Annotated in this window: 5 protein-coding genes and 2 pseudogenes; 3 read left to right on the plus strand and 4 right to left on the minus strand. The window is 71.9% G+C overall.

The window, feature by feature from the left end; all coding sequences use genetic code 11:
* The first annotated feature begins 40 nt into the window (after window positions 1-40).
* Entirely contained in the window at window positions 41-1201 is a 1161-nt protein-coding gene (locus EBH09_RS39410; RefSeq protein WP_238697578.1) for a lysylphosphatidylglycerol synthase transmembrane domain-containing protein, read from the plus strand.
* Here the strand turns inward: EBH09_RS39410 and EBH09_RS30720 are convergent.
* Window positions 1084-1809: pseudogene (locus EBH09_RS30720) on the minus strand (creatininase family protein); the annotation flags it as partial. The gene EBH09_RS39410 and the pseudogene EBH09_RS30720 overlap by 118 nt on opposite strands.
* A gap of 64 nt (window positions 1810-1873) precedes the next feature.
* Between EBH09_RS30720 and ribA the strand changes: the two are divergent.
* The gene (gene ribA / locus EBH09_RS30725; protein ID WP_121750139.1) at window positions 1874-2536 is read left to right on the plus strand and encodes a GTP cyclohydrolase II; all 663 of its coding nucleotides are present in this window, start codon (window positions 1874-1876) and stop codon (window positions 2534-2536) included.
* 14 nt (window positions 2537-2550) lie between these two features.
* Here ribA and EBH09_RS30730 read toward each other — a convergent pair whose 3' ends face one another.
* From EBH09_RS30730 to EBH09_RS30740, 3 genes are all read right to left on the minus strand, one after another.
* Entirely contained in the window at window positions 2551-3783 is a 1233-nt protein-coding gene (locus tag EBH09_RS30730) for a serine hydrolase domain-containing protein (protein ID WP_121750140.1), read from the minus strand.
* 174 nt (window positions 3784-3957) lie between these two features.
* On the minus strand, window positions 3958-5316 hold the full coding sequence (locus EBH09_RS30735) for an MFS transporter (protein WP_121750141.1): 1359 nt from the start codon (window positions 5314-5316) through the stop codon (window positions 3958-3960).
* A gap of 160 nt (window positions 5317-5476) precedes the next feature.
* Window positions 5477-6142 carry a TetR/AcrR family transcriptional regulator gene (locus tag EBH09_RS30740; RefSeq protein WP_121750142.1) on the minus strand — a complete coding sequence of 222 codons (666 nt, stop codon included), beginning with the start codon at window positions 6140-6142 and terminating at the stop codon, window positions 5477-5479.
* A 160-nt stretch (window positions 6143-6302) separates the two neighbouring features.
* Between EBH09_RS30740 and EBH09_RS39415 the strand changes: the two are divergent.
* Window positions 6303-6665, plus strand: a pseudogene (locus EBH09_RS39415) (shikimate dehydrogenase); the annotation flags it as partial.

Consider the following 6665-nt stretch of genomic DNA (forward strand, 5'->3'; position numbering starts at 1 on the left):
CCCCGTGAGCGCACCGACGGTACAGGCGGGGACGGGAACCCTGCCGGGGGCGGTACGCCGAAACGCGGCTCCCGTCGGCGACCAACCCCGCCGCCGCGCCCTGCGCACCCACCTCGGCACCCTCGCCGGCGTCGTCATCCTCGCCGTACTCCTGTGGCGGATGGGGACCGGTGTGTTCCTGGAAGGGCTGCGCCGGATCGACGCGCCCACGCTGCTGACGGCACTCGGGATCGGACTGGTCACCACGGTGTTCAGCGCCTGGCGCTGGGCTCTGGTGGCCCGTGGTCTGCGCATCCGGCTGCCCCTCGGACCGGCCGTCGCCGACTACTACCGCGCGCTGTTCCTCAACGCCGCCCTCCCCGGCGGCGTACTCGGCGACGTGCACCGCGCGGTACGGCACGGACGGAGCGCGGGCGACCTGGGGCGGGGCGTGCGGGCCGTCGTCCTCGAACGGGTCGCCGGGCAGGTCGTGTTGACCGGTGTCGCAGTCGCGGTGCTGCTCACGATGGAGTCACCCGTGCTGGCCGGGGCCCGGCACCTCGCACCGCTCGTGGGAATGGCCGTGCTCGGCGCGCTCGCCGTCGTGCTCGCCCTGCGCATGAACCGGGCCCCCTCCCGCGAGGGGCGGGCGGCTGCCGGGGTTCTGCGGGCGACGCTCCGCGATGCGCGCGAAGGGCTGCTGTCCCGGCGGAACCTGCCGGGGGTCGCCGTGTCGTCCGTCGTCGTACTCGCCGGGCACCTCGCGATGTTCGTTCTCGCCGCCCGGGTGGCCGGCAGCGGCGCCTCCGTCGCCGTACTGACGCCGCTGGCCGTGCTGGCGCTGCTCGCCATGGGACTGCCGCTGAACGTCGGCGGCTGGGGCCCCAGGGAGGGCGTCACCGCCTGGGCGTTCGGGGCGGCCGGGCTGGGCGCGGGCACCGGGCTGGGCGTGGCCGTGGTCTACGGGGTGCTCAGTCTCGTGGCGAGCCTGCCCGGGGTCGCCGTTCTCGTGGTCCGCTGGTGCGAGGGGCTGCGCGGCCGCTCCGCCCCGCACCGCGCGCCCGACGGGCACTACCCCCGCTCGCCGCCCGGCGCGGTGGCCGTCTCCGACGTCAGCAGCGAGAAACACGCTCCGAAGGAATCCGCGAGGCTCGCCAGCAGTTCCTTCCCCTTTTCCGCCGAACCCAGCGAGGGACGCCCGATGACACCGGAATCGGTGTAGGCGGACATACCGAGGGAGAGCAGATGACGCCGGTCGTCCGCGACGAAATCGGCGGCCTCGTAACCGGGCCGGACGTATTCGGGGTGAGTGTGCAGAAGAATGGAGGTCTCGATTTCCCCCGCGTGCATGTCGGTGAGCAGCGAAGTGGCCACCCCCGCCCGCTGCCGGGCCGCCTCCCAGTCCTCCGCGGCCGGGAACAGCGCCATCCGTTCGCCGCGTGCGGAGGACTCCTGGACGACGTTGCCCAGTACGTAGTTCCCGCCGTGCCCGTTGACCACCACCAGGGCGTCGACGCCCGAGCGGCGCAGCGAGTCGGCTATGTCCCGTATCACCGCGTGAAGGGTCACCGAGGAGATGCTGACGGTCCCCGGCCAGTCCGCGTGCTCGTGGGAGCAGCCGATCGTCACCGGTGGGAGCAGGTGCACCGGGAACGCGGCGGCGATCTCCCGGGCGACGGCGCACGCGACGAGCGTGTCGGTCGCGAGCGGCAGGTACGGGCCGTGCTGTTCGAAACTTCCCACCGGCAGCACCGCCACCTGCCGCGGAACCCCGGAGCCCCGCCCGCGCACGTCCTCGGTCGTGTCCGCCGGCACCAGTGAAACATCCATTCCCGCACGGCCTTTCGTCTCGGTCGAGAAACTGTTGAGCAGTCTGTTGAGGAACGCGAGAATCATGACAGAAAAAATTGGTGTACTCGGCAAGAAGGCAGCGCAGCGCACGGACGTGGAGCGGGTCGTGGTGACGCCTCTGCCCACCGTGTACGGCGAATTCCGGGCATTCGGCTATTTCGACCACGAGCGCGGTGACGAGCAAGTGGCACTGGTCCACGGCGACCCGGGTGCCGACGGCGTGCTGACCCGGCTGCACTCGGAGTGCCTCACGGGTGACGCGTTCGGCTCCCAGCACTGCGAGTGCGGTGCCCAACTCGCCTGCGCACTGCGGGAGGTCGCCGCCGCGGGCAGCGGCGTCGTGGTCTACCTGCGCGGCCACGAGGGACGCGGCATCGGCCTGCTCGCCAAACTGCGCGCGATGGCGTTGCAGGCGGAGGGCCTCGACACGGTGGAGGCGAACCTCGCCCTCGGTCTGCCGGTGGACGCCCGCGACTACGGCGTCGCCGCCCGCATCCTCGACGACCTCGGGGTGCGGTCAGTGCGCCTGATGTCCAACAACCCGCGCAAGCGGGAGGCGTTGGTGCGCCACGGCATCGAGGTCACCGAGCAGGTGCCGCTGCTGATACCGCCGTGCGAGAGCAACATCACCTATCTGCGCACCAAGCGGGAACGGCTCGACCACCATCTGCCCCACCTGGACGCGGTGGCGCATGTGTCGTCCTGACTCCAGGGGCAGGATCAGCCGGTGACGGCCTCGTGCACGAGCCGCTTGAGGTCCGGGTAGACCGTGTGCGAGGACTTCGGCCGCACCTGGGTCATGAACTGCACCGTCAGGTCACGGCCCGGGTCGACCCAGAAGGTGGTCGTCGCCACCCCGCTCCAGCCGTACGTGCCGAGCCCCGAGGGGGCCTGGGTGCGGGCCGGGTCGATCACCACGGAGACGCCGAGGCCGAAGCCGACTCCGTCGTTGCCGGGGTCGTCGTGCGCCGGGCGGCTGCCGTAGGCGCGCAGGTCGGCGTCGCCGGGCAGGTGGTTGCGGGTCATGAGGTCCACCGTCCCGGGGGCGAGCAGGCGGACGCCGTCGAGTTCGCCCCGGCGCCGCAGGAGTTCCGCGAAGCGGTGCACGTCGTACGCGGACGAGACCAGGCCGCCGCTGCCCGACAGGAACCGCGGCCGGCCCCGCAGCGGCAGCCCGGGGACCGGCTCGATGCCACCGTCGTCCGTCTCGCCGTACAGCTCGGCCAGCCGGCCGGCCTGCTCGTCGGTGACGTGGAAGCCGGTGTCCGTCATACCGAGCGGCCCGAGGACACGCTCGGCGAAGTAGCTGTCGAGCGGCTGCCCGGACACCACCTCCACGAGCCGCCCCAGCACGTTGCTGGCCACCGAGTAGTTCCACCGCGTGCCCGGCTCGAACTGCAGCGGCAGGCTCGCGTACAGGTCGACCGTCTCGGCCAGCCCCGCGCCCGGCCGCACCGACGACTCCAGGCCGGCCGCGCGGTACAGCCCGTCGACGGGGTGGGCGTGGTAGAAGCCGAAGGTCAGTCCGGCAGTGTGGGTCATCAGATGCCGGACGAGGACCGGTCCGGCGGCCGGCCGGGTGACGACGGCGTCCGCGGTCCCTTCCACGTACACCCGCGGTTCGGCGAAGGCCGGCAGGTACCGCGCCACCGGGTCGTCGAGCGACAGCCGGCCCTCCTCCACCAGCATCAGCGCGGCGACGGACGTGACCGGCTTGGTCATGGAGTAGATCCGCCACAACGTGTCGGCCGCCACGGGCAGCCCGGCCGCGACGTCCCGCCGGCCGTGCACGGTCAGGTGGGCGATCCGCCCGCCACGGGCGACGGCCACCAGGAACCCGGGCAGCCGGCCCTCGTCGACCTGCCGGGCGAAGTGCAGGTCGAGCCGGTCCAGCGCCTTCGGATCCAGCCCGGCCGCGCCCGGGTCGACCTCCTGCCGCAGTGGTGCCGTCACCCTCGCCCTCCTTGGTCGTTCGTCGAGGTGGCTCCGGCATACCCCGCGCACGCGACTTCAGGCCTGATGACCCGCCGTACGCGCCGGTGTGCACCGGCGCGCCCCGCCGCGTGGTATCCATCCGGGCACCACGACCTCGCGGAGGAGAGGGCGGAGGGCAGCCGCCCAAGGGCGTCAGGCCGTCACCGTCTCCGGCTGTGCCGCCTCCGGGCGGGCACGCTCGCCGAGCTCCTCCGTCGGGACCTTGTGGGTCTCGCGGGCGGAGAACGCCGCGATCACCGGCGGCACGCACAGCGCCGCCGTGAACAGCGCCACCGTGAACCAGTCGTCGCCGTCCGGACCGGCGATCTGCGCGGCGAAGGTCACCGCGAACCCGGCCACCGCGAAGCCGATCTGGGTGCCGATCGCCACGCCGGACAGCCGCACCCGGGTGGAGAACATCTCGCCGTAGAAGGCGGGCCACACACCGTTCGCGGCGCTGTAGACGACGCCGAAGGCGACGATGCCCGTCAGGAACGTCAGCGGGTAGGAGCCGGTCGAGATCGCCCACAGGTACAGGAACATGGTCACCGCGCTGCCCACCGCGCCGATCAGGAAGACCGGGCGCCGGCCGACGCGGTCGGACAGCGTCGCCCACAGCGGGATCGCGGCGAGCGCGACGACGTTGGCGAGGGCGCCCACCCACAGCATCGCGGTACGGGACATGCCGACCGAGTCACTGGTGGCGTACGCCAGCGCCCAGACCGTGAAGATCGTGCTGACCGAGGCGATGAGCGCGCCCGCGACCACCCGCAGTACGTCCGCCCAGTGGTCGCGCGCCAGCACCGCCAGCGGCATCTTCGCGACGCCCTCCGTGGCGGCCTGCCGCGCGAAGGCCGGCGTCTCGTCCAGCTTGCGGCGGATGACGTAGCCGACGATCGCGACCACGACGCTCAGCCAGAACGGCACGCGCCAGCCCCAGGACAGCAGCTGGTCCTCGGGGAGCGCGGCGATGGGGAGGAAGACCAGGGTGGCGAGCAGCTGCCCGCCCTGGGTGCCGCTGAGGGTGAAACTGGTGAAGAAACCGCGTTTGCGCGGTGGCGCGTGTTCCAGGGTCATGGAGTTGGCGCTGGCCTGCTCGCCCGCCGCCGATATGCCCTGCAGGACGCGGCAGAGCACCAGCAGGACCGGGGCGAGGGTGCCGACCTGGTCGCGCGTGGGCAGACAGCCGATGAGGAACGTCGACACGCCCATCAGGATCAGCGTGAAGACCATGATCTTCTTGCGGCCCATGCGGTCGCCGACGTGGCCGAGGAAGAACGCGCCGACCGGACGGGCGGCGTAGGCGACGCCGAACGTGGCCAGCGACAGCAGGGTCGCGGTGGCCGGGTCGGACTCGTCGAAGAAGACCTCCGGGAAGATCAGCGCGGCGGCGCTGCCGTAGATGAAGAAGTCGTAGTACTCGAGCGCGCTGCCGATCCAGGCGGCGGTCGCCGCCTTCTTCGGCTGGCCGGGCGGGGCGGCGCCCTGGGACGCGGGGGCGGGGACGGACACGGCGTTGCTCCTTCGGGGGACTCCACGGTAGGCGGAGTGAGCGGAGGGGAGAGTGCCGATCGGCTAATTAACCCACTGGGTAGTTAGTCTCGGTTGGGAAGGGATGTTGCGCGCACGTTTCCCGTGTGTCAAGAGGTCCCGTCGTCCGCCGTCGCGGCGGTCAGTGGGCCGCGCGCTCCGCCGTGAGGTAGGCGATCACCATGTCGCCGAGCATGGCCCGGTAGTGCTCGCGCTGGTCCGGGGCGACCAGGTCGCGGCCGAACAGGGCGCCGAAGGTGTGCCGGTTGGCGACCCGGAAGAAGCAGAAGGAGCTGATCATCGCGTGCAGGTCGACGGCGTCGACGTCGGCCGTGAACAGGCCGGACCGCTGCCCGTCCTCCAGGATGCGGCGGATTACGTCGAGCGCCGGCGAGCCGATGCTGGCCAGCATCTCCGAGGACGCGATGTGCTCGGCGTCGTGGATGTTCTCGATGCTCACCAGGCGGATGAAGTCGGGGTGCCGCTCGTGGTGGTCGAAGGTCACCTCCGCGAGGCGCCGGATGGCCGCCACCGGGTCCAGGTGCTCGACGTCGAGCTGCTGCTCGGCCTCCCGGATCACGCCGTACGCCCGCTCCAGCACGGCCGTGAACAGCTGCTCCTTGCCGCCGAAGTAGTAATAGATCATCCGCTTCGTGGTGCGGGTGCGGGCGGCGATCTCGTCGACGCGGGCACCGTCGTAGCCGGCCCGGGCGAACTCGCGCGTCGCCACGTCGAGGATCTCGGCCCGGGTGCGGGCTGCGTCGCGGGTGCGCGTGGCGGCTCGTGCCGGTTCGTCGACGCTGGTCATCGGGTTCCTCCGGCTGCGGGGCAGGGGCTGCGGGCTGGGGCGTGCCGGTGATTCTAGAAGCCTCCGCCTTCCCATACGCCCCACCCTCCTGCTATGACTAACGTACTGGTTCGTACATTGCTCGCTCGGGCAGCAGCCCGAGCCGCTCAGGAGGTCCCCGGTGGCCAAGGACTCGTATCTCGTCGGGCTGATCGGCTCCGGCATCGGCCCGTCGCTCAGCCCGGCACTGCACGAGCGGGAGGCCGGCCGGCAGGGTCTGCGCTACCTGTACCGGCTGATCGACATCGACACCCTCGGTGCCCGGCCCGAGGCGGTGGGCGACCTGCTGCGCGCGGCCCGGGACCTGGGCTTCGACGGGCTGAACATCACCCACCCCTGCAAGCAGCTCGTCATCGAGCACCTGGACGCCCTCGCCCCGCAGGCCGAGGCGCTCGGCGCGGTCAACACCGTGGTCTTCGACGACACCGGCCGCGCCACCGGACACAACACCGACGTCACCGGCTTCGCCGCCTCCTTCGCCCGC

Source organism: Streptomyces sp. E2N166, assembly GCF_003671715.1.
GTDB lineage: Bacteria > Actinomycetota > Actinomycetes > Streptomycetales > Streptomycetaceae > Streptomyces > Streptomyces thinghirensis.